Origin of the sequence: Synechococcus sp. N32, assembly GCF_900473895.1 — a bacterium.
Taxonomy (GTDB): domain Bacteria; phylum Cyanobacteriota; class Cyanobacteriia; order PCC-6307; family Cyanobiaceae; genus Parasynechococcus.
In genome coordinates this window covers 1-23335 of the sequence record NZ_UCND01000008.1, presented here as the reverse complement: position 1 = coordinate 23335, position 23335 = coordinate 1, and the positions used below count along the sequence as shown (strand labels likewise).

At 64.6% G+C, this 23335-nt stretch carries 25 protein-coding genes and 1 pseudogene; 15 read left to right on the top strand and 11 right to left on the bottom strand.

The features are described 5' to 3' along the window. The first annotated feature begins 59 nt into the window (after positions 1 to 59). From der to proC, 6 genes are all read left to right on the top strand, one after another. On the top strand, positions 60 to 1427 hold the full coding sequence (der, locus tag DXY35_RS02405) for a ribosome biogenesis GTPase Der (RefSeq protein ID WP_115080842.1): 1368 nt from the start codon (positions 60 to 62) through the stop codon (positions 1425 to 1427). A gap of 3 nt (positions 1428 to 1430) precedes the next feature. Next, entirely contained in the window at positions 1431 to 2339 is a 909-nt protein-coding gene (locus DXY35_RS02400; protein WP_115080840.1) for an energy-coupling factor transporter transmembrane protein EcfT, read from the top strand. A 14-nt stretch (positions 2340 to 2353) separates the two neighbouring features. After that, complete coding sequence (locus DXY35_RS02395) at positions 2354 to 2620, top strand: PipX family protein (protein WP_025362464.1); 267 nt, start codon at positions 2354 to 2356, stop codon at positions 2618 to 2620. Positions 2621 to 2624: 4 nt separating this feature from the next. Next, complete coding sequence (locus DXY35_RS02390; protein WP_115080839.1) at positions 2625 to 3287, top strand: YggS family pyridoxal phosphate-dependent enzyme; 663 nt, start codon at positions 2625 to 2627, stop codon at positions 3285 to 3287. A 75-nt stretch (positions 3288 to 3362) separates the two neighbouring features. Continuing rightward, positions 3363 to 3929, top strand: coding sequence for a cell division protein SepF (locus tag DXY35_RS02385; protein WP_115080837.1), 567 nt, complete (start codon positions 3363 to 3365; stop codon positions 3927 to 3929). A 44-nt stretch (positions 3930 to 3973) separates the two neighbouring features. Next, complete coding sequence (proC, locus tag DXY35_RS02380; protein WP_371681726.1) at positions 3974 to 4750, top strand: pyrroline-5-carboxylate reductase; 777 nt, start codon at positions 3974 to 3976, stop codon at positions 4748 to 4750. Here proC and cobI read toward each other — a convergent pair. Then, a complete protein-coding gene (gene cobI, locus DXY35_RS02375; RefSeq protein ID WP_115080833.1) occupies positions 4747 to 5457 on the bottom strand; it encodes a precorrin-2 C(20)-methyltransferase in 711 nt (236 codons plus the stop codon). The two genes, proC and cobI, sit on opposite strands and share 4 nt — an antisense overlap. A gap of 68 nt (positions 5458 to 5525) precedes the next feature. Here cobI and DXY35_RS02370 point away from each other — a divergent pair, with 68 nt between their 5' ends. From DXY35_RS02370 to DXY35_RS02355, 4 genes are all read left to right on the top strand, one after another. Continuing rightward, positions 5526 to 6086: an acireductone dioxygenase gene (locus tag DXY35_RS02370; RefSeq protein WP_115080831.1), complete on the top strand. Its 561-nt coding sequence runs from the start codon at positions 5526 to 5528 to the stop codon at positions 6084 to 6086. Between the two features lie 21 nt (positions 6087 to 6107). Next, a complete protein-coding gene (locus tag DXY35_RS02365) occupies positions 6108 to 6491 on the top strand; it encodes a hypothetical protein (RefSeq protein WP_115080830.1) in 384 nt (127 codons plus the stop codon). A gap of 176 nt (positions 6492 to 6667) precedes the next feature. After that, positions 6668 to 7165 carry a L,D-transpeptidase gene (locus DXY35_RS02360; RefSeq protein WP_244272871.1) on the top strand — a complete coding sequence of 166 codons (498 nt, stop codon included), beginning with the start codon at positions 6668 to 6670 and terminating at the stop codon, positions 7163 to 7165. After that, on the top strand, positions 7166 to 7684 hold the full coding sequence (locus DXY35_RS02355; RefSeq protein ID WP_115080828.1) for an isoprenylcysteine carboxylmethyltransferase family protein: 519 nt from the start codon (positions 7166 to 7168) through the stop codon (positions 7682 to 7684). A gap of 9 nt (positions 7685 to 7693) precedes the next feature. Here DXY35_RS02355 and DXY35_RS02350 read toward each other — a convergent pair whose 3' ends face one another. The 5 genes from DXY35_RS02350 to hpf are packed head-to-tail and all read right to left on the bottom strand — an operon-like array spanning position 7694 to position 12348. Then, the gene (locus DXY35_RS02350; RefSeq protein WP_115080826.1) at positions 7694 to 8863 is read right to left on the bottom strand and encodes a glycosyltransferase family 4 protein; all 1170 of its coding nucleotides are present in this window, start codon (positions 8861 to 8863) and stop codon (positions 7694 to 7696) included. A gap of 32 nt (positions 8864 to 8895) precedes the next feature. After that, on the bottom strand, positions 8896 to 10275 hold the full coding sequence (locus tag DXY35_RS02345) for an MFS transporter (protein WP_115080824.1): 1380 nt from the start codon (positions 10273 to 10275) through the stop codon (positions 8896 to 8898). 28 nt (positions 10276 to 10303) lie between these two features. Beyond that, complete coding sequence (recO, locus tag DXY35_RS02340) at positions 10304 to 11077, bottom strand: DNA repair protein RecO (RefSeq protein ID WP_115080822.1); 774 nt, start codon at positions 11075 to 11077, stop codon at positions 10304 to 10306. After that, entirely contained in the window at positions 11078 to 11758 is a 681-nt protein-coding gene (gene deoC / locus DXY35_RS02335) for a deoxyribose-phosphate aldolase (RefSeq protein WP_115081057.1), read from the bottom strand. A 14-nt stretch (positions 11759 to 11772) separates the two neighbouring features. After that, positions 11773 to 12348 (bottom strand): ribosome hibernation-promoting factor, HPF/YfiA family, encoded by a 576-nt coding sequence (gene hpf, locus DXY35_RS02330; RefSeq protein WP_115080820.1) that lies wholly within the window; start codon positions 12346 to 12348, stop codon positions 11773 to 11775. Between the two features lie 11 nt (positions 12349 to 12359). Here hpf and lipB point away from each other — a divergent pair, with 11 nt between their 5' ends. The 5 genes from lipB to queA all read left to right on the top strand — a co-directional run bounded on the left by lipB (position 12360) and on the right by queA (position 18031). Continuing rightward, entirely contained in the window at positions 12360 to 13058 is a 699-nt protein-coding gene (lipB, locus tag DXY35_RS02325) for a lipoyl(octanoyl) transferase LipB (protein ID WP_115080818.1), read from the top strand. A gap of 28 nt (positions 13059 to 13086) precedes the next feature. Continuing rightward, entirely contained in the window at positions 13087 to 15000 is a 1914-nt protein-coding gene (locus DXY35_RS02320; protein ID WP_115080816.1) for an AMP-binding protein, read from the top strand. Between the two features lie 92 nt (positions 15001 to 15092). Beyond that, positions 15093 to 15536 (top strand): YlqD family protein, encoded by a 444-nt coding sequence (locus tag DXY35_RS02315; RefSeq protein ID WP_114989554.1) that lies wholly within the window; start codon positions 15093 to 15095, stop codon positions 15534 to 15536. Positions 15537 to 15592: 56 nt separating this feature from the next. Beyond that, the gene (locus tag DXY35_RS02310) at positions 15593 to 16918 is read left to right on the top strand and encodes a dihydrolipoamide acetyltransferase family protein (RefSeq protein WP_115080814.1); all 1326 of its coding nucleotides are present in this window, start codon (positions 15593 to 15595) and stop codon (positions 16916 to 16918) included. Positions 16919 to 16930: 12 nt separating this feature from the next. Then, positions 16931 to 18031: a tRNA preQ1(34) S-adenosylmethionine ribosyltransferase-isomerase QueA gene (gene queA, locus DXY35_RS02305; protein WP_115080813.1), complete on the top strand. Its 1101-nt coding sequence runs from the start codon at positions 16931 to 16933 to the stop codon at positions 18029 to 18031. 75 nt (positions 18032 to 18106) lie between these two features. On the opposite strand, the gene cysK is transcribed toward queA, so the two are convergent. From cysK to DXY35_RS13280, 5 genes and pseudogenes are all read right to left on the bottom strand, one after another. Further along, positions 18107 to 19093, bottom strand: coding sequence for a cysteine synthase A (cysK, locus tag DXY35_RS02300; RefSeq protein WP_006850945.1), 987 nt, complete (start codon positions 19091 to 19093; stop codon positions 18107 to 18109). A gap of 93 nt (positions 19094 to 19186) precedes the next feature. Next, entirely contained in the window at positions 19187 to 20644 is a 1458-nt protein-coding gene (locus DXY35_RS02295) for a PLP-dependent transferase (protein ID WP_115080811.1), read from the bottom strand. Continuing rightward, positions 20641 to 21783 carry a PLP-dependent aspartate aminotransferase family protein gene (locus DXY35_RS02290; RefSeq protein WP_115080808.1) on the bottom strand — a complete coding sequence of 381 codons (1143 nt, stop codon included), beginning with the start codon at positions 21781 to 21783 and terminating at the stop codon, positions 20641 to 20643. The genes DXY35_RS02295 and DXY35_RS02290 overlap by 4 nt, the downstream gene beginning before the upstream one ends. Positions 21784 to 21892: 109 nt before the next feature. Then, complete coding sequence (gene psbC / locus DXY35_RS02285; RefSeq protein WP_115081056.1) at positions 21893 to 23281, bottom strand: photosystem II reaction center protein CP43; 1389 nt, start codon at positions 23279 to 23281, stop codon at positions 21893 to 21895. Beyond that, positions 23265 to 23335, bottom strand: a pseudogene (locus DXY35_RS13280) (photosystem II protein D2); the annotation flags it as partial. The pseudogene DXY35_RS13280 and the gene psbC, both read right to left, overlap by 17 nt.

Here is a 23335-nt window from a genome sequence, read left to right as displayed (position 1 = left end):
CGGTTCTCCAGGGGCTTTATGGCGTCTCTGTAGGGTGAAAGATTGGCCTGAGCAGACCCTTGGCGCGTCCTGTCGTCGCAATTATCGGACGCCCCAATGTCGGTAAGTCGACCTTGGTGAATCGGCTGTGCCGCAGCCGGGAAGCCATCGTTCACGATCAGCCTGGCGTGACGCGTGATCGCACCTACCAGGACGGCTACTGGGGCGATCGGGAGTTCAAGGTCGTCGACACCGGTGGACTGGTGTTCGACGACGACAGCGAGTTCCTGCCGGAGATCCGGGAGCAGGCGTCTCTGGCGCTCGAGGAAGCCAGTGTGGCTCTGGTGATCGTGGACGGTCAGCAGGGGCTTACGGCCGCTGACGAGTCCATCGCTGAATTTCTACGCAGTCACCGCTGTCCCACGCTGTTGGCGGTGAACAAGTGCGAGTCGCCGGAACAGGGCCTGGCGATGGCAGGCGAATTCTGGGGCCTTGGCCTGGGTGAACCCCATCCGATCTCGGCCATCCACGGCGCCGGCACCGGAGAACTGCTGGATCAGGTGCTCACCTTTTTCCCCCCGAAGGATCAGGAGGGTGACGAGGAGGAGCCGATTCAGATGGCCATCATCGGACGGCCGAATGTCGGGAAATCCAGTCTGCTGAATGCCATCTGCGGAGAGCAGCGGGCGATTGTCAGCCCGATCCGCGGCACCACCCGCGACACGATTGACACCAGCATCATTCGTGAGAATCGTCCCTGGCGCCTGGTGGACACGGCGGGCATCCGCCGGCGGCGCAGCGTCAACTACGGCCCGGAATTCTTCGGCATCAACAGGAGTTTCAAGGCTATTGAACGCAGTGATGTGTGTGTTCTGGTGATCGATGCCCTCGATGGGGTGACCGAGCAGGATCAGCGCCTGGCGGGTCGCATTGAAGAGGACGGCCGTGCCTGCGTGGTGGTCGTCAACAAGTGGGACGCGGTGGAAAAAGACAGCCACACCATGACGGCGATGGAAAAGGAGCTGCGCTCCAAGCTCTATTTCCTCGACTGGGCTCCGATGTTGTTCACTTCGGCGCTCACAGGCCAGCGCGTGGAGAGCATCTTTGCCTTGGCCGCCCTGGCGGTTGAGCAGCACCGTCGCCGCGTTAGTACCTCTGTTGTGAACGAGGTGCTCAAGGAAGCGCTGAGCTGGCGCAGTCCCCCCACCACCCGCGGTGGACGCCAAGGAAAGCTGTATTACGGCACCCAGGTGGCCAGCCGGCCGCCCAGCTTCACCCTGTTCGTCAACGACCCCAAATTGTTCGGAGAGACCTACCGGCGCTATGTGGAGCGTCAGATCCGCGAGGGCCTCGGTTTCGATGGCAGTCCGCTGCGTCTGTTCTGGCGCGGCAAGCAACAGCGTGATGCCGAACGCGACCTGGCCCGTCAGCAGAGTCGTAAAGGCTGAGCCATGGACTGGTTGCGCCAGGTCCCGATGGGTCAATACGTCGATGGGTCCACGGGTTGGCTCCGGCGCTTGGACCCTCGGCTGAAGCTGGCCTGGTCCCTTGTCTTTCTGCTTACTCCTGTTCTGGCGGGGCCCCTCTGGCGCGTTGGCTTGGTGGTGGCTCTGGTGCTGATCACCCTTGGCAGTGGCCTGGCTCGTTCGCTGTGGTGGAGGTCTGTGCTGCTGCTGATGACCTTGGCTGTTGTGGTGGGCCTCCTGTCGATGTTCTTGCCGGCTGTGGATCCCCCTGCGGCCTTCCCGCTGCGCAATCCGGCCGAGCTTCCGGGGCTCGAGACGGAAGGCCCCTCCTGGGATCTGTTGCGCCTCGGCCCCCTGCAGTTGGGCGGTCTCCAGCTGGGGCCGCTGGTGGTGGATCGGGCCTCGGCGCTGTTGGGGCTGCGAACGTCCACCTTGATCTTCACCGTGATTCACAGCGTCAACCTGATGCTGATCACGACCCCGCCTGAGGACCTGGTCTGGGCCCTCAGCTGGTGCCTGGCTCCCTTGAAGTGGCTGGGATGTCCTGTAGAGCGTCTGGGGTTTCAACTGCTGCTGGCACTTCGCTTTCTGCCTCTGGTGCAGGAGGAGCTCCAAAATCTGCTGCGCTCTCTCGCCAGCCGTGCCGTCAACCTGCGTCAGCTGGGCTTCAAGGCCGGTTTCGGCCTGGTGCTGGCCGTCGGTGAGCGACTGCTGGCCAACATCCTTCTCAGGGCTGAGCAGGGGGCCGATGCCCTGGTCGCCCGTGGGGGGCGAATTCTCGGTCCGTCGTACTTCCGCATGCCGCCTGATCGGGCTGCTCCCCTGCTGAATGGCCTGGCGACGGTCGTTCTTGTCTTGGTGATTGGGCTCCGTGGTCAGTACGGTGCTCTATGAGCTCCGATCACGGCATGGCGTCCGAGCGATATCTGAATCACCCCACCTTCGGGATGCTCTATCGGGTGGCTCCGGCAGGTGAGGGCCGCGACGTCTACGCCACGTTGTATGCCCAGCGCATGTTCTTCCTGGTCACCCTGCAGCCCCGTGGCGCCCAGTTCGAAGTGATTCCCTACGGGGATGCGCGTCACCACGCTGAGGTGCATTTGGGCCGTTGCCGTCGTGATGGATCGGACGACCTCGAGTCCTGGAGTCAGCTGTTCGATCAAACGTTCATCTGAACCCTTGACCGATTCCTTCGCGGCGCGTTGGCAGGTGCTCCAGGCAGCCCGCCCCACTTCATCCAGGCTTCTGGCCGTGAGCAAAGGGCATCCAGCCGCGTCCGTGCGTTGCGTGGCGGAGCTTGGTCAGTGTGATTTTGGGGAAAGCCGTGTTCAGGAGGCTCTGCCGAAGCAGGAGGAGCTGATCGATCTGAACTTGCGCTGGCATTTCATTGGTCGCCTGCAAAGCAACAAGGTGCGGCCGGTGGTGAAGGCCTTCGATGTCATTCACTCGGTGGATTCTCTGGCGCTGGCCGAACGGGTGTCGCGCATCGCCGTTGAGGAGGGCCGTCAGCCTGAAGTGCTGCTGCAGGTGAAACTGCGGCCCGATCCCAGCAAAGGGGGCTTGTCGGCCGATGAACTCGGTGCCATTTGGTCTGATCTGCAGGCTCTGCCGGGGTTGCGGATCTCGGGTCTGATGACCATGGCGCCGCTCGAGATGGCTGCAGATCAGCGCAAGGCGTTGTTTTCCGACTGCCGTGCCCTGGCGGATCGGCTGGCCTTGGCGGAGTGCTCGATGGGGATGAGCACGGACTGGAAAGAGGCTGCTGAAGCGGGCAGCACCTGGCTCAGGATTGGTTCGGCCCTGTTCGGTCCGAGATTGGTGTCAACAGACGCTGCGAATTGACTTGCCCCGCCGCAGCGAAAACGGTATCCAGGGACATGGTTTTCGAACCACATTCAGACCGAGAGGAATCCCAAGGTGTCGCTGATCTCCCGTCTCCGTGCCGTCGTCGCTGGCGATGACTATCTCGATGGCGAATTGGATGATTTCGCCTACGACGACGAGCAAGATGACCAAGACCAGCGCGCCCTGCAGGCTGACGGTGGTGCACTGGCCACCATTGGAGACTCCAACCCGTTTGACCTGGGTGGTGATCTGCCTGGATCCAACGTGATCGGTATGCCCGGCATCAGCAATGCTGTGTCCGAGGTGAATGTGATGGAACCCCGCAGCTTCGATGAAATGCCTCGGGCCATTCAGGCGCTGCGGGAGCGCAAGACGGTGATCCTCAACCTCACGATGATGGAGCCCGACCAGGCCCAGCGTGCTGTTGATTTCGTTGCTGGTGGCACCTTCGCGATCGATGGACACCAGGAGCGCGTCGGCGAGAGCATCTTCCTGTTCGCCCCCAGCTGCGTCACCGTGACCAACACCGGTCAAGACGAAGCCTCGGCTCCAACGGTGGTGAGCCGTGAGGCCGATGTGGCGGATCTCGACGAATCCGCCAGCGCACCCTCGCCCGCCTGGGGGGCAGCCGCTCTCTGAAGCCCGCAGTGCAGCCCGCTTTCGGTGTGATCGGCCTGGGTCGCATGGCTCAGGCCCTTGTGGTTCCTCTCCTGGAGCGTGGACGGATTCCGGCCGACCAGCTGTTGGCAGTGGTCGGAGGATCCGGCTCCCTTGAGCAACGACGTGGGGGCCTTCCAGCTGGCATCGGTTTGGTTGCGGCTGATGATCCTTCCGCTCAGCAGGTCTGGACGGCTCCGATCCAGCTGCTTGCGGTGAAGCCGCAGCAACTCGATGCTGTTGCGGCAGCTGCAGGACCTGTTGTGGGTCAACCGCTGTTGATCTCTGTGTTGGCGGGGGTGTCTCTGGCGCGGTTGCAGCATTTGTTTCCCGGTCATCGCTGTGTGCGGGCGGTGCCCAACACCCCTGCGCTGGTGGGAGCTGGTTTGACAGCTCTGGCCTGGGGGGAGGGGATCGACCAAGGGCAACGGGATCAGGTGCGGCAGCTGTTCGCCGATGTGGGCGAAGTTCTGGAGTTGGCGGAAGCCAAGCTCGATGCGTTCCTTGCCCTCACCTCGTCGGGCCCTGCCTTTGTGGCCCTGGTGGCGGAAGCCATGGCCGATGGGGCTGTTGCCGCCGGTCTTCCCAGGGACCTGGCCCTGCGGCTGAGCCACCGCACCCTGGCTGGAACGGCTGAGCTGCTGGACCGTCGCAATCTGCACCCTGCCCAGCTCAAGGACATGGTCACCTCCCCGGGGGGAACCACCATCGCCGGCGTTCGCGCGCTCGAACGCATCGGCCTGCGCTCCGCCTTGATCGAAGCGGTTGTCGCTGCTGCGGAACGCAGCCGAGAGCTGGCCTAGGGCAGCACCTCCGGCCATCCCTGCCGGATCAGCAGCAGCGAGAAGTAGGGGCGAGGTTCGGCCGCAACGGCATCCGCGCAACAGATCTGCTGGTCGGGCCAGCCGACCCGCTCGGCAAACAGTGCTTGTTGCAGCAGGCCTCGCTGCCTCAGCAGGGGTTGCACCCAACTCCAGCGCCGACCCAGCTTGAGCAGGGCCAGAACTTGTCCCGTTGCCGCGGCGGTGTCCAGCACCCGCTCCAGCTCCTCGGGTGTGTCGGGGCAGGGGCGCAACAGCAGTTGGTCCTGCTGCAGAGCGAGGGGCCAGAGGCCCGCAGCCGCGGCTGCCGAGCAGGAGGTGATGCCGGGAATCACGCTGATGGGACAGTCGGGCCACGCCTGACGCAAGGCCAGCAGCACGTAGCTGCAACTCGCAAACAGCGAGGCATCTCCCTCACACAGCAGTGCCACCTGCTGGCCGGAACGGATGGCCTGCTGCAGCTCCTGCGCCGCCGCTCCCCAGGCGGTGCGCCGCGGTTCGGCGGCTTCCACCATGGGGAACAACAAGGGCAGACGCTGATGGTCGCTGCGGATCCAGGCCGCGGCGATTTTGGCGGCCATGCTGTCGGCCCCCGGTCGTCCGATCGGGTAGGCCACCACCTCCGCCTGGCGGATGGCTTCAACGGCGGCCAGGGTGAGCAGGGAAGGATCGCCGGGGCCGATCCCCACCAGTGTGAGACCCCCAGTCGTGGCGGGATCGATGATGGTCAGCAGTCGATGCGCCCGGGGTCCAGACGATGAGTCGTCTCAGCATCTTTCCAGACGAAAGCTCAGCCCATGCTGCGAATGGGCCCATACCTGCGCTGGAGAGCAACGATCCGGCCGTGATTCAGTCGGAGCTCAGCCGCCGGGGTATCGGCCTTGAGCAATGGCCGGCGGAGCAGGGTCTGCCGGAGGGGGCCGACCAGGCCACCATCCTCCAGGCCTATGCCGATGCGATTGCCCGGGTTCAACGCGATGGCGGTTACGCCACGGTCGACGCGATTCGGATGACGCCGGATCACCCCGATCGCGAGCCCTTGCGCCGCAAGTTCCTTGAGGAGCACACCCATGCCGAAGACGAAGTGCGCTTTTTTGTGGAAGGGTGCGGCTTGTTTGTGCTGCACATCGGTTCCGAGGTGCTCAGCGTGCTGTGCGAACGGGGCGACCTGATGCGGGTCCCTGCTGGGACCCGTCATTGGTTTGACATGGGCTCTCAGCCTCAGTTCTGTGCTGTGCGTTGGTTCAACAACCCCGAGGGATGGGTGGCGCAGTACACCGGCAGCAGCATCGCCCAGCGATTTCCCAGGCTTGACTGAGGGGTCGTTCCAGACACCTTGATGCGTCTCTACCGCTTCCTTGCTGCGCTGTTGCTGGGTCTGCCCATGGCAACACCCATCCCTGTTGCTGCCGAGGATGCTCCTTTGGCACCCGAGGTTCAGCGCCGGGTTGCCGTGGTGGTGCTGGCCCGCCGCATTCGCGGCTATGCCGCCATGGCCAAGGCCAGCAGCGACTGTCAGGTGGAGAAGGGGCGTCTGCCGCGCCGCCAGGCCAGCCAAGCCCTGGCGATTTCGCTCGAGGAGTTGGGCATCAGCCGGCGCGTGCTGACCAATCCCCTGGTGGTCGCCGTCAGCCCACGCCTGCAGCGCCTGCTGGATGACAGCTGCGCCTTGGATCCAACCAAGGAGGCTGAAGCGCTGCGGCTGGCCGCAAACGAGCTCTGAACCTTTTCTCGAGCTGGGTCTCAGAAGGGGACAGTGAGAGCGCTGGCTTTTATTTCCTCGGCGAATAAAAACCGCCCATAGGGTTCCTGCCTGTTTGCCTGGCTGCTGTGGTCGTTCGGTCGTGTCTCGCGTTGAAGCTGCTGGCGCTGTTGGTCGTGCCCTGTTCTGCCGCTGAGATGGATCTGGCCTCTGCCTCCAGGCTCCCCACCACGTCGCCATCCATCACCACCTCCGCCAACGAGTCGGTTTTGGTGCTGAACCGCACCACGCGATCGCTCCCGCGCACGGGCGATCCCATCTGGAGTCTGCGTTTGGAAACCCCAGGTCAGCCCGTGCAGCACTTCGATGCCGTCAGCGGTCGGGCCCACCGTCAGAACGCCGATCGCCATCGCTCCGGCACCCGCGCGCCGCTCCCCGCCGGTCGCTATGTCCTTGGGCCGGTGGAGCCCCTGGGTCCCGCTGATCCACGCGAGCTCGGGCCGATCTGGATTGGGATTGAACCGCAGTTCCCCACGGGGCGAGGCCATCTGGGCATTCATCTCGACCCCAGTGCCAACCGCAACGCCAACAGCGGCACGCTCGGCTGTGTGGGCTTGATTCGCTGGGACGACATGCAGACCCTGGCGGGTTTGGTGCAGCGCCGTAACGTCCGAACATTGGTGGTCAGCGAGTGAATGTTCTCCGATTGGGGCTTCAGTTGGGGCGGCTGGTTGGACAACCGCCGGGGTGAGTGGTGGCTGCTGGCCCAGCTGCTGCTGATCACGGCCCATCTGCTGCCGGTCTGGCCAGCTCCCGCCAGCTTCGGTGTGGCGATTTGGCCCAAACCCCTGTTCGGGCTGGGCCTGCTGCTGTTGGCTTTTGGCCTGTTTCGGGCCCTTGAGGCGTTTCGCTGTCTCGGGGCCAGCCTTTCGCCGCTGCCGGCGCCCAAGCCGGCGAATCAGTTGATCGCCACAGGTTCCTACGCCATCTGCCGGCATCCCTTGTACCGGGCGGTGTTGCTGTGTTCCGCAGGAGTGGTGCTGGCCACAGGCAGCCCGCTGCATCTGTTGCTGTTGGTCAGCCTGGCGGCTGTGCTGCGGGGCAAAGCCCGCTTCGAGGAGCAGGGGTTGCGGGTTCTGCATCCGGATTACAGCCAATACGCCGCAGTCACCCCAGCGATTGTGGGCTGGGTTCCTGGCTTGGACTGGCGATGATGGCCTGGCTCAGGCGGCGACCGTGCTGGCTTGCATCAGGTCGGCATAGAGCTGTTCCAGGGCGTCGATGTTGCTGGAAATCGTGTATCGCTCCAAGGCGCGGAGGCGGGCTTTGCGGCCCAGTTCCGCGGTCAGCACCGGCTGGTCCCTGAGCACCGGCAGCAGTGTGCGCAACTGGGTGGTGACGCCCTGGGTGCTCAGCACGATTCCCGCCCCTTGCTCCAGCACCTCGCCATCGGCACCGGCATCGGTGGCCACGCAGGCTGTTCCGCTGGCCATCGCCTCCAGCAAGGCCAGCGACAGGCCCTCCACAAGGCTCGGCAGGATGAAGACCTCAGCGCACTGGAGCAGAGCAACCCGGGTGTCCAGGTCCGGCTCGTGGCCCCACCAGAGAATCCGATCGTCGTTGAACTGGTTCATCAGGCTGTTGCGCAGTGGCCCGTCGCCGACGATCACCAACCGGCAGCCCTCCGGTGAAACCAGCCGCCAGGCCCGCAGCAGGGCTTCAACGTTCTTCTCCGTTGCCAGGCGTCCCATGTAGAGGAAAATCCGTTCTCGCCCCAGCCGTTGCCGCACCTGCTGATGCATCAGCGAAAGGGTGCCGGGGCTGGTGGGGCACCAGCGGTCGGGGTCCACACCATTGGGAATCACCGTCAGTCGATCGGCGGGAACGCCCAGGCGCTCGAGAAAGTCCGCCTGAAGCTGTGAAAACACGATCACCCGGTCGTAGCGGGCCAGGGCCGGTGCATACAGCTGGTACGTGAGCTGTTGGGTGCCCGCCGTCAGGTTGCGCAGGCCTGCATCGAAGGGGGGATGAAAGGTGGCCACCAGGGGCACGCCCAGCTGCTGACACAGCTCCGGCAGGCGGAAATCCAGAGGCGAAAGGGTGAGGCTGGCGTGCACGAGATCGGGCTGCAGCCGCTCCAGGGATTCCCTCAGCTCCCGCTGCGCCCCGGGTGAAGGGATCGTGTAGACCTGCGATTTGACCAGATAAGGCAGGCTGACGTCCGGGTCGTTGGCCAGCAGCGATGTGTCGTCGCGCTCCGGGCTGCGCGGGTTATCGAAATGGATGAAGTGCACCTGATGCCCGCGTTTGCGCAGGGCCTCCGTGGTGCTGATCCCGTAGGACACATTCCCGCAGAAGGGAGACTTCTTGCCGAGCCACGCAATCTGCGCCAAGCGGGTTGGGCCTCCTCAGGCGAAAACGCAAGTTAGCAGCGCTGCCACGGTCGTTCGATCAACGCCGCCACCAGGGCCAACCCCGCCAGCAGCCACAGCACCGGTTGAAGACCAATGCTGCTCACCAGGGTGCCCGCCAGCACCAGCGGCAGGCTGAGGGCGATGTTGATCAGGTTGTTCTGCAGGCCGAACACCCTGCCGCGCTCGGTTTCGGGGGTTTCTTCCTGAATCGTGGTCTGCGCGGGGATCGCCACAAGAGCTGCGCCGATGCCCAGGATTCCGCAGAGGCTCAGGGTGAAGGCCAGGGATCCCCGTAGCTGGCTGAGCAGCACCAGGGTCCAGGTGATGGTTCCCAGGCCTGCTGCCGTGAGCCGGCGGCGGCTGAACCGATGGCCCAGCTGGGCGATCACCACAGCTCCGATCGCCATGCCCAGTCCACTCATGGCCAGCAGGGCACCAAAGCCTGAGGGCCCCAGGTTCTCGATCAGGGCAGCCAGCTGGAGCGCCAACACGTAAAGCGCTGCCAACAGGCTGTAGAGCAGCACCAGATGAATCATGGCGCCACGCACTGAAGGCACCCGGCGCAGCACCTGCAATCCTTCGCCGATCTCCGTCCACACCGACGTATTGGAGGGGGGCTTGGGGGCTTCCTGCAGCTTCAGGCGCGACAGGCTGAGGGCCGCGAGGCCGTAACAGAGCGGAAGCAGCAGAAACTCGCCGCCATCGATGCCGATGATCGCCAGGCTGCTGTGCAGGGCACGAAGAATCGGTTCCCCCAGCGCGAAGCCCAGGATCGTTGCCCCCATGCTGGTGGCTTGGTAGAGGGAGTTGGCCGCCAACAGGTGATCTCCCGGCACCACCACAGGAATCGTGGCCTGTTCCGAGGGGGCGAAAAACTGGGTCAGGATCGACTCCAGGAAGGTCATGCCCACCAGCCCCCAGTAGCCCCAGGGCAGACCAAGCCAGACGGGCCCCGGTAGCAGACAGAGCGGTGCGAACACCACCAACAGGGCTCGGATGGCATTGCTGGCCACCATCACCCGACGCTTGGGCCAGCGGTCCGCCCAGACGCCAGCCACCGTTCCCAGCAGCATGGCCGGGATGGTGTTGGCCACAAAAATGCCTGTAGCCAGCAGGGTGATCACCTGGGTGCGTGTGCTGATGTCGAGGCCGTAATCCGAGGCCATCTCCGCCAGCACGCCACTTCCCTGCCCCTTCAGCAGCAGGTGCTGATCGATCAGGAAGACCATCAGCACGATGTAGAACTTGTCCGCCAGCTGGGAAAAGATCTGGCCCAGCCAGAGTTTGCGGAAGTCCTTGAGGCGCAGCACGGCTTCCAAGCCACGCTTTCCCTCCGGGTTGCTGCCGGTGGGCAGAGCGGGTTCAGGGGTGGTGAGGCTCGGTCCGCTCAAGGGGCAATTGCATCGCGGCCATGATGGCTCACGCGCCTGCCAGGAGCGTCTCTCGCAGCATGGCCAGGGCTTTGCTGGGTCGGTTCAGATGCGTCCGGCTCCAGATCTCAACCACCCGCAGCAGCCGGCGCCACACGGCTGGGGGGCCCATCAGCGCACCGTCCCGGCGACGGGGCAGTTCGGCCCGGGTCAGTCGCTGCAGCAGGGCCAGTTCGGAGGGATTCAGCTGAATCGCCGCCCCGGGCTGCTCATCAATCGCAAAGCCGTCCTGCGGCAGCAGGCTGCAGCGCCAGTCCCACTGCCCCAGCGGAGGGTCCAGGGGATTTCCCGTGATGCAGCAGGTCTGCAACGGCAGTCCATAACCGCCCAGGGTGAGCAGATGGATGCAGGCCTGGACCGTGCCGGCCAGCACCAGCTCCGGGTCGGCTCGGTGCTCCTCAAGGCGTTCGAGGTGCAGCTGCATCGTGTCCAGCAGCCCGTCCACGGGGTCCTGGGCGGCCAGTTGAAGGCACAGATCACACAGCGCCTGCGCCGCAGCCAGGGTTTCCAGCTGTTGCCCGAGGCCGGAAAAACTGCGCAGCACCCGCAGTTGTCGCACCCGGGCCAGGCCGCTGCGTCCTCCCACCTGCAGCTCCAGCAGGGTGAGGGGGGCCGCGGCGGCCAGACTGCTCTTGGGTCGGCGTGCTCCGGGAACGGCGAAGCGACTGACGCCTTCCGCATCACTGAGCAGGCTCAGCAGGCGATCGTGTTCGCCGAGGGGGCCCACCTTGAGGGCGAGTCCGGTGAGGCGTCGTTCTGCCATTCAGGCCGCGGGGCGGCGCTGGGCCTGCAGAAGAGCCGGAGCGCTGCTGGTGCCCAGCAGATCCGCCCCCGCCAACAGCAGGTCTCCTGCGTGGCTGAGGCTGTGGATGCCCCCGGCTGCCTTGATGGCGCAGCGTTTGCGGATCAATTGTTTCAACGCAAGGATCTGATCGGCATGGCAGGCCGGGCCAAAGCCGTTGCTGGTCTGCAGTCCCGCAGCGCCAGCATCAATGGCGGCCTCCACGGCCAGTTCCAGCTGTTCGCTCTCCAGACGGGCCATGTCCAGGACGGCCCGCACGGGAAGCCCCAGTTCGCAGAGGGCGGCAAGTTCCTCGGCAAATGCGCCTGACTCGCCGTTCGCCAAGGCGCTGAAATCGGGAACGACATCGAGCTCCTGGGCGCCATGGGCGGCACACCACTCCGCTTCCGCCAGCTTGAGCTCAGCGGGAATGGCTCCGAAGGGAAAGCCGATGGCCGCCACCAGGCGAGGGCCTACGTCGGTGGTCCCGATGCGTTCCCGCAGCAGCGGCAGCTGACGCGGTGTGGTGCAGATGGCCCGCACGCCCTCCTGCATTCCGGAATCACAGAGGGCCTGGAGCTGGTCCCGGGTCAACAGGGGGTCGAGGATCGCCTGATCAAGCCGGGGGGGGAGGTCGGGAAGCTCTTGGGCTGGATCAGCCATGGCGGGCCGGGAGGTCACTCACGAGCCTGAATCACCCCATACCCCCCGTGGTTGCGGCGGTAGATCACCTGCAGCTGATCGCTCTCCTTCTCCCGGAACAGGTAGAAGTCGTGGTCGATCAGATCCAGTTGGCGGCGTGCCTCCTCCAGGCCCATGGGCGGCATGGCGAAATATTTGCGCCGCACTCCCGGATCCGGCAGTTCCGCCTCACGCCCTTGCAGAAGGGAGGATTCAACGGGGGATGCATCGTTGACCACATCCGTGCTGGCGCTGTGGCCGTGGCTGTGGTGGTGATCGCTGTGGCGTTCCTTCCAGCGACGCAGTTGGCGAGCCAGTTTTCCTGCGGCCAGATCGATGCTGGCGTACAGGTTTTCACTGCGTTCCTGGGCGCGGATCACCGTGCCGTTGGCAAAGACCGTCACCTCGGCGGTCTGCTGCGGCACCCGGGGATTGCGAGCCACCGAGAGATGGACGTCGGCCTCGCGCACAGCATCACCGAAGTGCGATGTGGCCCGCTCCAACTTGGTTTGGGTGTAATCCCGCAACGCCGGCGTGATCTCGAGGTTGCGACCATGGATCAGCAACTTCATGCCTCGCTCCTGTGCCGGTTGTTATCGGCAAATTAGATACGGCGCACGATTCGGCCCACCCCCAGCGTGCATTTCTTTTCGAGCCCGGTGATCCGGTTCGATTCGATGCCGCCTGGTCGGCGCAACAGCGCTGGCAGAGCACTCTTCTTGCTGATCCATCTGCTCCGGAGGCGGTCTGGATCCTGCAGCACCAGACCTGCTACACCCTCGGCCGTGGTGCCAGCGAGGAGCACCTGCATTTCGATCCCGCTGACCCACCGGCACCCCTCTATCGGATCGATCGGGGCGGGGAGGTGACCCATCACCTGCCCGGCCAACTGGTGGCCTACCCGGTGTTGGACCTTCAGCGCCGCACGCCCGATTTGCACTGGTATCTGCGCCAGTTGGAACAAGTCGTTCTGGATGTTCTGGCGGAGTTGGGCCTGGAGGGTCAGCGTCTGCCGGGGTTGACCGGCCTCTGGTTGGACAACCGCAAGGTCGCCGCCATCGGTGTGGGCTGTCGCCGCTGGATCACCCAGCACGGCCTGGCCCTCAACGTTGATTGCTCGATGCAGGGGTTTGAGCGAGTCACCCCCTGTGGGCTCACCGGTCGTGCGGTCGGGCGGCTTGCGGATTGGTTGCCAGGGCTGACGTCGGCTGAGGTGCAGCCGTTGCTGCGGTTAGCCCTGGCCCGTCGTTTCGGTCTGGTCTGGGAGAAGGAAGCGAGATAAACCTGAGCTGTTTGAACCCCTGCCTCGGATGACGGCCAGCTGGAGCCCGACAACCCGCGAAACGGACGCTTTGCAGCGTCATGCCCATGTTCAGAAGTTGCAGAGGGTCGATGCGGTGTGGCCCTGGCTCGCCGACCGCCATGGGCTGATTGCCGCCGTCGATGCGCCCCATGCGGCGCATCCCGAACGCTTCAATTTCGGCGAATTGGCGGAGCGCATCGCCACCGCTGCCGCCGCCTTTCGGCGCCATGGCGTGAACGATGGCGATGTGGTGGCTCTTTTTGCTGAGAACAGCCCCCGCTGGCTGGTGGCGGATCAGGGCCTGATGCGTGCCGGTGCCGCTGATGCCGTGCGCGGTGCCTCGGCCCCGGTGGAGGAGCTGCGCTACATCCTTTCGGATTGCCGGGCGACGGCCCTGGTGGTGCAGAACGCTGATGTGTGGCGTCGTCTGGCCCTTCCCCCAGAGCAACGGGCTCAGCTGCGTTTTGTGCTTCAGCTGGAAGGGGAACCTGCCGAGGGCGCCATGGGCTGGGAGGCGTTTCTGGCGTCAGGGGCCGGCCTTGATCCCGTTGGCCCGGCGGGAGGGCGAGACGCCGTGGCCACTGTTCTTTACACCTCGGGCACGACTGGCCAACCCAAAGGGGTCCCGTTGACCCACGCCAACCTGCTGCATCAGATGAGCTCACTGGCCTGTGTGGCCTATCCCGAGCCCGGTGCTCCGGTGCTGAGTGTGTTGCCCATCTGGCATGCCTACGAGCGCAGTGCCAGCTACTTCTTCCTCTCCTGCGGCTGCACGCAGACCTACACAACCATCAAGCAACTGAAGAAGGATCTGCCGCGGGTCCGGCCGATCGCGATGGCCACCGTGCCGCGGCTGTGGGAGGCGGTTCAGGCTGGATTTGAGGATGTGCTCAAGACCTTCCCCCCCTCCCGGCAGCGCCTGCTGCGGGCGGCATTGGCCAACAGCGCTGCCCAGCGCAAAGCCGTGCGCACGGCGCGCAACCTCCTGCTGGAACCGGTGTCAGGGGCCGGCCGGCTACGTGCCTGCAGCTCTGCGGCCCTGCGCTGGCCCCTGCATGCCCTGGCCTCAACCTTGATCTGGCCGAAGCTGCGTCGCCAGCTCAGTGGCGGTCAGCTCGCCTATCCGATCAGTGGTGGCGGTGCCATTGCGCCCCACATCGATGCCTTTTTTGAAGCAGTGGGGATTGAGCTGCTGGTGGGCTATGGCCTTACCGAAACCAGCCCTGTGGTGAGTTGCCGCAGGCCCTGGCGCAACATCCGCGGCAGCTCCGGGCTGCCGATGCCCCAGACCGAATTCCGGATCGTCGATCCCGACAACGGTCAGACCCTGGGCTTCCGGCAACGGGGGCGGGTGATGGTGCGGGGCCCCCAGGTGATGGCGGGCTACCTCGGCAAACCCGAGGCCAGCGCCAAGGTTCTCGATGCCGCGGGATGGTTTGACACCGGCGATCTCGGCATGCTCCTGCCGGATGGTTCGGTGGCCCTCACCGGACGGGCCAAGGACACGATTGTGTTGAGCAGTGGCGAGAACATTGAGCCCGGCCCCCTGGAAGAGGCGCTGGTGGCCAGCCCCCTGATCGAGCAGGTGATGCTGGTGGGTCAGGACGAACGCCAGCTCGGTGGCCTGATCGTTCCCCGTGCTGAGGCGATCGTGGCCTGGGCGGCTGAAGCCGGCGTGAGCGTGGCGCAGGATCTGGGCGGCCAACCCGGTGATCCGGCCCTGCTTCGTTTGTTGATGCGCGAATGCAACCGCTTGCTCAAGCAGCGGTCGGGTTCCCGGGGTGATGAACGGCTGGCCGGGGTGGTGCTTGTGGATCCCTTTAGCATTGAGAACGGACTCCTGACCCAGACCCTGAAGCAGCGCCGTGATCGCATCACCAGCCGCGATCAGCAGTTGATCGATGGCCTTTACGGACGTTGACCGCGCCTGACGAGGCTTGGGGGGTGGTCGGTTGTCCGGTGATTGACCCCGCGTGAAAGGGCTGACACGCTTTGGCCGTCTCCCAAGAACCCATGTCCGACGGCACCTCCCTGACGATCAAGCGTCCGATCACCGTCCGCGCCGTCGTGACGCCCACCTGGAAAGAAGAAGCAGAGCGCGAGCTCAGCAATGGCATCGCCACCGCTGACCAACAGCTGGCTCAGCTTGAACAGGAAGGTCAGGACGTGGTGGACCAGGTGCGTCGTCAGAGCGCCAACCCCCTTGACCCCCGCGTGCAGGATCAGGTGGCGCAGATCCAACAGCAGGTGGCGGCCAAGCGCGCCGAGCTGGAGGAGCAGAAGCGCAACCTGCTTCAGCAACAGGCCCAGGTGCGTGAGCTGGAGATGGACCAGATCGTTGAGCAGGGTCAGCTGGAGAGCAGCTGTGAGCTGAAGGTGGGCGACAACCTCGTGCAGAAGATGCAGGTGGCCATCGTTGTGAAGGATGGCGTTGTGCAGTCGATTGAGGAAGCCTGATCGGCTTGCCTCTGCTGACTCGTAAACTCCCCTGATCTGCCCTCCCGGAGACGGTTTTGGCGACCACAGACATCTTCATGCCTGCCCTCAGCTCCACCATGACGGAGGGGAAGATCGTGGAGTGGCTGAAACAGCCCGGAGACAAGGTTGCTCGGGGCGAGTCGGTTCTTGTCGTTGAGTCCGACAAAGCGGACATGGACGTTGAGTCGTTCCAGGACGGCTACCTCGCAGCGGTCCTGATGCCTGCTGGCAGCACGGCACCGGTGGGCGAAACCATCGGCTTGATTGTCGAAACCGAAGCTGAGATCGCCGACGCGCAGGCCAAGGCCCCCAGCGCTCCGGCTGCAGCGCCCGCCCCAGCACCGGCTCCGGCCCCCACGCCAGCTGCGGTTCAGACCCCAGCTCCGACACCTGCCCCGGCACCGGCACCTGTTGCTGCCCCTGCACCGTCGGCACCGGTGGTGAACGACGGTCGCATCGTGGCCAGCCCCCGGGCCAAGAAGCTGGCCTCCCAGATGGGTGTGGACCTGGCCACCGTGCGCGGCAGCGGCCCCCACGGCCGGATTCAGGCGGAAGACGTGGAGCAAGCCTCCGGTCAGCCCATCTCCGTGCCCCGGGTTGCGGAAGGAACGGCCCCCGCTGCTTCCTCGGCTGGCGCAGCAGCAGCAGCGGCCCCGTCGGCTCCGGCGGGCAACAGCTTTGGTCGGCCCGGCGAGACCGTGGCCTTCAACACCCTCCAGGGTGCGGTGAACAAAAACATGGAGGCGAGCCTGGCGGTTCCCTGCTTCCGCGTTGGTTACACCATCACCACCGACAAGCTGGATGCCTTCTACAAACAGGTGAAGCCCAAGGGCGTCACGATGACGGCGCTGCTGGCCAAGGCTGTGGCCGTCACCCTGGCGCGTCACCCCCAGGTGAATGCCGCCACCACCGCTGCTGGCATGGCCTATCCAGCCGAAGTGAACGTGGCTGTCGCTGTGGCGATGGAAGACGGTGGCTTGATTACGCCGGTGCTGCGCAATGCCGATCGCACCGATCTCTACGAGATGTCGCGTCAGTGGGGTGATCTGGTCAAGCGCTCCCGCAGCAAGCAGCTGCAGCCGGAGGAGTATTCCACGGGCACCTTCACCCTCTCCAACCTCGGCATGTTCGGTGTTGATCGCTTCGACGCGATCCTTCCCCCAGGCACCGGGGCCATTCTCGCCGTCGCTGCATCACGCCCCACGGTGGTGGCGAACAAGGACGGCTCCATCGCCGTCAAGCGTCAGATGCAGGTGAACCTGACGGCGGATCACCGCGTGATTTACGGCGCCGACGGTGCCGCATTCCTGAAGGACCTCGCCGATCTGATCGAGAACCGTCCAGAAAGCCTGGCGCTCTGATCGGTCGCCCGCGTGCCTGACCCCAGGGACCTGCAACTCAGCAGCTACGACTATCCGCTGCCGCCTGAGCGCATCGCTCAGGCACCGGTCGAGCCCCGCCACAGCGCTCGCTTGTTGATGGTTCCCCCCCAGGGGGAGCCATCAACGGATGCCGTTCACGGCCAGGTGTGGGATCTGCTCGAGCAGCTGCAGCCTGGTGATCTGCTGGTGGTGAACGACACCCGGGTGCTGAAGGCCCGCCTGGCGGTGCGGCGTTCCGGGGGCGGACTGTCCGAATTGCTGGTGCTGGAGCCGCGGGGGGAGGGCCGCTGGCTTTGCCTGGCCCGTCCTGCCAATCGCATGCGGCCCGGCGACAGCCTCACGATTGATGGCACCTCGATCAGCCTGACGGTGCTTGCAGAAGACCCCGCCAGTGGTGGACGGGTGGTGCAGTTCCCCAGTGATTGCAGGGATGCCGAAACCATTGAGGGTTTGCTCAATGACGTGGGCGAGGTGCCTCTACCGCCTTACATCGAACGGCACGACCCCAGCGACAGCCAGCGCTATCAGACCCGTTACGCCGACCGTCCCGGTGCGGTGGCCGCCCCGACGGCGGGGTTGCATTTCAGTGATGAACTGCTGGCGGGCTTGCAGAAGAAAGGGGTGGATCTGGCCCGGATCACCCTGCATGTGGGCCTCGGCACCTTTCGCCCCGTTGAAACGGAAGACCTCACCGCCTTGGAGTTGCACAGTGAATGGGTGGATGTCAGCCCTGCTGTGGTGGAGGCGGTGCAGGCTTGTCGAGGCCGGGTGTGTGCGGTGGGCACCACGAGTGTTCGTGCCCTGGAGGGGGCCGCTCAAGCCCATGGCGGTGTTCTCAAGCCCTACACCGGGCCGGTGGATCTGGTGATTCAGCCGGGCTATCAGTTCAAGGTGATTCAAGCTCTGTTCACCAACTTCCATCTGCCCAAAAGCTCTCTGCTGCTGTTGGTGAGTGCCCTGATCGGCCGGGAAACCCTGTTGAAGCTCTACGCCGAAGCGATTGAAAGGAGCTATCGCTTCTTCTCCTATGGCGATGCCATGTGGATTGATGCAGCGGCGGTGCAGCCCCAGGCCCGCCCACCAGCACGTTGAGACCTGAACGGTTCACGTTGAGGCCATAAAAAAAGCCCCGTCAACGACGGGGCCAAGGCTTCTGATGGAGCCAGCTCAGACAGCCACCGGTTGCTCGATGATGCCGGTCGGCACTTCAGCAAACATCACCGAGGAGAGGTAACGCTCGGCCAGGTCGGGCAGCACCACCACGATGGTTTTGCCGGCGTACTCATCTTTCTCGGCCAGACGAATGGCGGCAGCAGCGGCGGCACCGCAGGAGATGCCCACCAACAGGCCTTCCTCCTGGGCCAGGCGCAGGGCCATGGCAACTGACTCCTCGTTGGTCACCTGCTCCACCTTGTCGACCACGGAGAGGTCGAGGTTCTGGGGAATGAAGCCGGCGCCGATGCCCTGGATTTTGTGGGGACCGGGTTTGACGGCTTCACCGTTCATGGTCTGGGTGATCACCGGGCTGTTGGTCGGTTCAACGGCCACGGATTCGATCGCCTTGCCCGCTTCATTTTTGATGTAGCGGGAGACGCCGGTGATGGTGCCACCGGTGCCGACGCCGGCCACGAGCACGTCAATGGCGCCATCGCAGTCGTTCCAGATTTCAGGACCGGTGGTCTTGAAGTGGATTTCGGGGTTGGCGGGATTGTCGAACTGGCCAGGCATGAAGTACTTGGCTGGATCGCTCTCAGCGATTTCCTTGGCCTTGGCGATCGCACCGGGCATGCCTTTGGCGGCCTCGGTGAGGATCAGCTCAGCCCCGAGCACAGCCATGACCCGACGCCGCTCGATCGACATCGACTCGGGCATCGTCAGGATCAGCTTGTAACCGCGGGCCGCGGCGGTGAAGGCCAGAGCGATGCCTGTGTTGCCGGAGGTGGGCTCAACAATCACCTTGCCCTTGGTGAGCTTTCCGCTTTTTTCTGCGTCCCAGATCATGTTGGCGCCGATCCGGCACTTGACGCTGTAGGCGGGGTTGCGCCCCTCAACCTTGGCCAGCACAGTGGCCTTGCAGTTTTTGGTGACGTTGTTCAGCTTGACCAGCGGAGTGTTGCCGATGGCCTGGCTGTTGTCGTCGTAAATGCGAGACATGGAGCTGCTGTAGAGGGGCCCGAAGAAAACAAACTAATGATCGAAAGCCTCTCCTCACCCGGTTGTTAAGGGCTTTTTCAGAGTCTCACCGGTCTATTGGTCAGCAAACGCTTGCTCAAATCGCATCCACAGCGCCTTGGGGTCTTCCAGACCGACGGACACCCGGAGCAGATCAGCCGGCACACCGCATTGCTCCGCCCAGCTCAGTTCGTCGTAATGGGCCAGCTGGGTGTAGGGGCACACCAGGCTGAAATCGGTGCCAAGGCTGGGGCCTTTGCTGATCCGAAGCGCGTCGTAAACCTGCTTGGAATGCTCTTGGCCTCCCTTCAGTTCCAACGAGAGCAGGCAGCCGTGGCCGGCCCCGCTGCGCATCAAGGCGCGGAAGTTGGGGCAGCTCTTCGGATGCAGCACCCGTTGCACGGCTGGATGCGCTTCGAGCCGTTCCGCCAGAAGCAGGGCGTTCGCATCGAGTTGCGGCACCCGCTGGAGCACATCCCGGCTGGCGATCTCCAGGGCGATGGCATCGGCATCGCTGAGCTGGGCGATGGCTGGAACCGCCGCCAGCAGGGAGGCCGCCCAGGGCGACTGCGGGCTCACCAGCAGACTGCCAGCCATCACATCACCACGGCCGGCGAAGCTCTTGGTGAGTGAGGTGAAGATTAGATCGGCGTAGGGCAGGGCATTGAGGTTGATGCCGGTGCCGATCGTGTCATCGGCAATCACTGGAATGCCGCGGCTGCGGGCCAGGGCCGACACGCCCGGCAGATCCATGCAGCGCAGCAGCGGATTGCTGGGCAGCTCCACAATCACGGCCGCAGGCTGGAGCTGATCCAGGGCCGCTTCCACCTCGGCGAGGCTCTGCGGTTGCAACAGCTCGCCACCGTGAAACACCACCTGCGGCTGCTTCAGCACATCCACATAGGGGAAGCCCAGCTGCAGTGTGGGCTTCCCGGGCCGCAGCGTCTGGATGGCGCTGAGGGCCGCGTACAGGCCGGCCATTCCCGCTGGATGCAGGCTGATCTGCTGGGCGTCGACGCCATGGATGCCAGCCAAGCGCTTTCGAATCAGCTCGCGGGCCGCATCGCCGGATGTGCTGCAGGGGGATGTCTCTTTCCCCAGGGCGATGGCGGCCTGGCGGGAGGAGAGGCCCAGGCCGGTGTGCTGCCAGAACGCTTTGGCATGGGCGCTCGCCGCTGCATCACTGCGCAGGCAGGTCAGCCCAGCAATCGTGATCAGCTCCGAGCGGCTCCCCTGTGCCTTGCGTTGGCAGTGGGCCAGGGCTGCCTGGGCTGCCGCTCCGGTGGGGTAGGGCCAGACCGTGGTGCCTGCAAGTTCCGAAGGCTGAACCAGTGCTCGGATCAGCGGATGCAGGCCGAAGCGGGGATAGATCGTCTGCAGGGCATCTCGGCAGGCCGGATCCTTCTCCTCGTAGGCGACCACATCGCGCCAGCGCGGCAGCGCCACAGACACCGCATGGGGGGAGTCGGGCAGGGGATGGCCGAGATCAGAGCCCTGCCAGGCCGGATCGCTGAGCAGATTGCGAGGACTCACGCCAGCAGCTCCAGGGCCTGGTCCAGATCGGCCTGCAGATCGGCGAGGTCTTCGCAGCCCACCGAGAAGCGCACCAGGCCATCGTCGATGCCCAGCTTGGCCTTCACCTCAGCCGACACCGCCGCGTGGGTCATGGTGGCGGGATGGCAGATCAGGCTTTCGATGCCGCCCAGGCTTTCGGCCATGGTGAACCAGCGCAGTTGTTTGCAGAGGGCATAGGTCTGCTCCTGGCTGGCGTTGAAGCTCGCCGTCACGATGGCGCCACCGGCACGCATCTGACGGGTTGCCACCTGATGCTGAGGGTGATCACTGCGGTGTGGGTAACGCACCCAGTTCACCTTGGCGTGCCCCGCCAGCTGATCGGCCAGGGCCGCGGCATTGGCCATCTGCTGCTTGAGCCGCAGCGGCAGGGTCTTGATGCCCCGCGTGATCAGCCAGCAATCAAAGGGGGAGGGCTGCAGGCCCAGGGCCTTCTGGGAGAACACCATTTTTTGGTGCCACTCAGGATCGTTGGTGCACACGGCTCCCCCGAGGGCATCGGAGTGGCCGTTGATGTACTTGGTCGTGCTGGTGAGCGAGAGGGTGGCGCCCAGCTCCAGGGGGCGCTGCACCAGGGCGGTGGCGAAGGTGTTGTCCACCACCACGGGGATGCCGAGGGGTTGGGTGATGGCGCAGACCGCCTCCAGGTCGATCACCTTGAGCAGAGGGTTGGTCGGGCTCTCTAGCCACACCATCGCCGGCTTCTGGGATTTGATCTGCTCCAGTGCGGCCGGTTGGGTGAAGTCCACCCACGCGGTTTTCAGGCCGAACTTGGCAAACACCTGCTCGAACAGCCGCACGGTGCAGCCGTAGAGGTTCTCTTCGCAGAGCACCAGATCGCCCTGCTTCAGCTGGGAGACCACGGCGGTGATAGCGCTGACGCCGGAGGCGAACACGGTGGCGTGGGCGCAACCTTCAACCGAAGCGAGCACCCCATCAAGGATGCGGAAGTTGGGGTTGCCGGAACGGGTGTAATCAAATCCGCCAGCGTTGCCATGGGCAAAGGTGCTGGTGGGGAAGATCGGCGGCATCACCGTGCCGGTGTCTCCCGCAAAGCTGTCGCCGTGGTGGATCACCCGGGTGTTCAGGCCTGTGTTCACGGACGATCCATCGATTCGGACAGGCTAAGAAATCGCCTCTCCCATCCCTATAAAAAACCCCCGCCGTGTGGCGAGGGTTGATGACGATCGTTTGGATTGAACCGGTGGATCAGTCGAGGTCGGGCATGCCGAGCACAGGCTCAGCCTTGCGGTCGATGCCTTTCTCGAAGCCAGCAGCAGCAGCGCGAGCGCGGCCGGCGTGCCAGAGGTGACCAACCAGGAAGAAGAAGGCGAGCACGAACTGCGTTGCACCCAGCCACTGGCGGAGGTTCACGTAGTTCACCGAGTTGGGCTCGGTGATGATGCCGCCCACAGAGTTGATCGAGGCGTTGGGAGCGTGGGTCATGTACTCAGCCGCACGGCGCACTTGCCAGGGCTGAATGTCGTTCTGCAGCTTGTCGAGGCTGAGACCGTTGGGGCCACGCAGGGGCTCCAGCCAGGGACCACGGAAGTCCCAGAAGCGCATGGTTTCACCGCCGAAGATGATTTCACCGGTAGGTGAGCGCATCAGGTACTTACCAAGGCCGGTGGGGCCCATGGCGGAACCGATGTTGGCGCCGAGGCGCTGGTCACGCACCAGGAAGGTGAAGCTCTGAGCCTGGGATGCCTCAGCGTTGGTGGGGCCCCAGAACTCGGAGGGATAAGCGGTGTTGTTGAACCAGATGTAGGCCGAAGCGATGAAGCTCATGAAGCTCAGAGCGCCAAGGCTGTAGCTCAGGTAGGCCTCACCGTTCCAGATGAAGGCGCGACGCACCCAGCCGAAGGGCTTGGTGATCGCGTGCCAGATGCCACCGAAGATCAGGGTCAGACCCAGCCAGATGTGGCCACCGATGATGTCCTCCATGGAGTTCACACCGATGATCCAGCCTTCGCCACCGAAGGGAGCGCGGAACAGGTAACCGAAGATCACGCCCGGATCGAGGGTCGGGTTGGTGATCAGGCGGACGTCGCCGCCGCCGGGGGCCCAGGTGTCGTAGACGCCGCCGAAGAACATGGCCTTGAAGACCAGCAGCAGGCAGCCGACGCCCAGAAGGATGAGGTGATAACCAATGATGTTGGTCATCTGGTTCTTGTCACGCCAGTCCTGGGAGAAGAAGGAGGAGTAGTTCTCCAGGATCTCCGGACCACGCAGGGCGTGATAAAGGCCGCCGAGGCCGAGCACGGCGGAGCTGATCAGGTGCAGAACACCGACCACGAAGAAGGGGAAAAGATCAGTGACCTCACCGCCGGGGCCCACGCCGTAGCCAAGGGTGGCGACGTGGGGCATGCAGATGAAGCCCTGCTCGTACATGGGCTTGTCGAAGGTGAAGTGGCTCACCTCGAACAGCATCATGGCGCCGGCCCAGAAGACCATCAGACCAGCGTGGGCCACGTGGGCACCAAGCAGACGGCCAGACAGGTTGATCAGGCGGGCGTTGCCGGACCACCAGGCATACCCGGTGGAGGGAAGGTCTTTGCCGCCAGTGGCGCCAAGACCGGGATTAGAGAGCGTTACCACGGGGCAGAACCTCTTCAGGGAAGACGAAGTTTTCGTGCGGCTGGTCAGCCGGTG